At 38.5% G+C, this 1,654-nt stretch carries 3 protein-coding genes; all 3 read right to left on the reverse strand.

Annotated features, from left to right (window positions below):
- On the reverse strand, window positions 1-191 hold a 191-nt coding region (locus C5O24_RS13195), incomplete at its 3' end, for a 4Fe-4S cluster-binding domain-containing protein (protein ID WP_133165602.1).
- Between the two features lie 11 nt (window positions 192-202).
- On the reverse strand, window positions 203-610 hold the full coding sequence (locus C5O24_RS13200; RefSeq protein WP_107036844.1) for a hypothetical protein: 408 nt from the start codon (window positions 608-610) through the stop codon (window positions 203-205).
- The coding region (locus C5O24_RS14195) for a hypothetical protein (RefSeq protein WP_161553917.1) at window positions 607-1,654 on the reverse strand (1,048 nt) is incomplete at its 5' end. The genes C5O24_RS14195 and C5O24_RS13200, both read right to left, overlap by 4 nt.

Raw genomic sequence — 1,654 nt, forward strand, 5'->3', positions numbered from 1 at the left:
TTTTCGTTCAATATGACATCCGCTGCCAGATTATTAACATCGATCTCATATCCCGCGTTTTTTGGACGGCTTTCCGGCGTGAGACATTTTTCACATTGTTGATCACAACCTTGAGTCCAAATTATATAGCGGATGCCTGGACCTAAAGTGTGAGTGCCATTCCTACAGATGTCAAAGATTCTTAATTTCACGCAATAGTCATTTACAAATCACAGATAGGCAACGCATCGCGTTGTGAAATTTTTACCTTTAGCAATTCATCGAATTCAGATAAAAGGTGTCGAATCTGGTTTTCAATATTTGGATAATCTGAATTGGCCTTGTCGATTATTTTGATAAGCTTGGAATTCTCTTCTAAATGTTGCTTCAGACTGTTGGCAATGCTGACGAAGTCCCTACAGATCTTATCTAATTGCTCTTTTAGTTCTGCGGGGAAATCATGCCGATCTATTTCTTCAAGTCTTTTTATGCCTGTTGCAATGATAAATGATAGCATAACAGCAAGTTTCGCATCATAATACCCACTTTCAAGTTGAGCAAATTCCGAAGAAATCGTTTCTTCAATATCGACAAGTTTGTCGTGATGGAACATTTCGTTTAATGATTTCATCTTTTGCTGTTTTTAAGTTCTTTTTTTCTGACAATTAGCTTACCCCTCAGCTCAAATAATTTTTGGAGATTTCTACACAACATGATTGGAGGCATATCATTGCTCCCATTTCGAGTATTTTCATCCTTAATGTTTTGTCTCCATCTGATGGATGCATCCTCATCATTGGTTAGAACTGCGAATTTTACACCATGCGTGAGCAAATCTAAAATGTGATAGCCCAGGGGAGTGTCAGCATAAGCCTTGGGATTTTGTTCAAATGTCAATCCTCTTAGGTCTACCAGATCTTTCGCCTGATATTTTCCGATTATAGCTTTAGCCTTGTGAGAAGCAGCAACACCTTTTCTATCGTGTTTATTAATCTCCTCATAAACTTCAGGAATAATTTCAAAGACTTGATTACGCCCTTCCACGAATTTCCCTGTGATAAATTCTATAAGCTTCAGATAAGCCATTTGACGAGAGCCGACAGGATATTCCGTCATCCATAGATTCGTGTCTGTTACTATGCGGTCACAAGAATAAATCGCATCAAAGACCTCATTAAGTCTTTTTATGTTGCTCTCAACCTCAGTTATCTGCATGTCTGCTAGCCTTTGCTCAACATTCTTCCATGGATAACTGCTTTTGTCAAACAGGACAATTTCATCGTCAATGCTTGTGTTTTGTCGAAATGATCCTTCTTTTCGTTTCTTAGGTTCTGCCCTCTGGCTGCTAATTGACTCTGTTTTCTTTACTTGAGGTTTAGAGGTTTCTTCAGTTTGTGGCTTATTGCGTTTCGGTCGCCTTTCAGCCGATTCGCTCATGGTCTTACCTGGGCCATCAATAATTCTGTTTACACCTCGATTCTCTAATATCGAATATATATTGATGAATAAATTTCCAAACGCATCAATGAAAGGTGTAATTTTAAGTACCCTGCATGGAGTGTGGTTGATATAGATGTCTGACTGTGAGGTGTTGGCAAAGTTACCTAATAGTTTTCGCCAACTGATGCCTTTATAAAACAAGGAATCCAGAGTGTCTTCACATAAGGGTATAAAG

It is taken from the genome of Paramuribaculum intestinale (genome assembly GCF_003024925.1).
Classification (GTDB): domain Bacteria; phylum Bacteroidota; class Bacteroidia; order Bacteroidales; family Muribaculaceae; genus Paramuribaculum; species Paramuribaculum intestinale.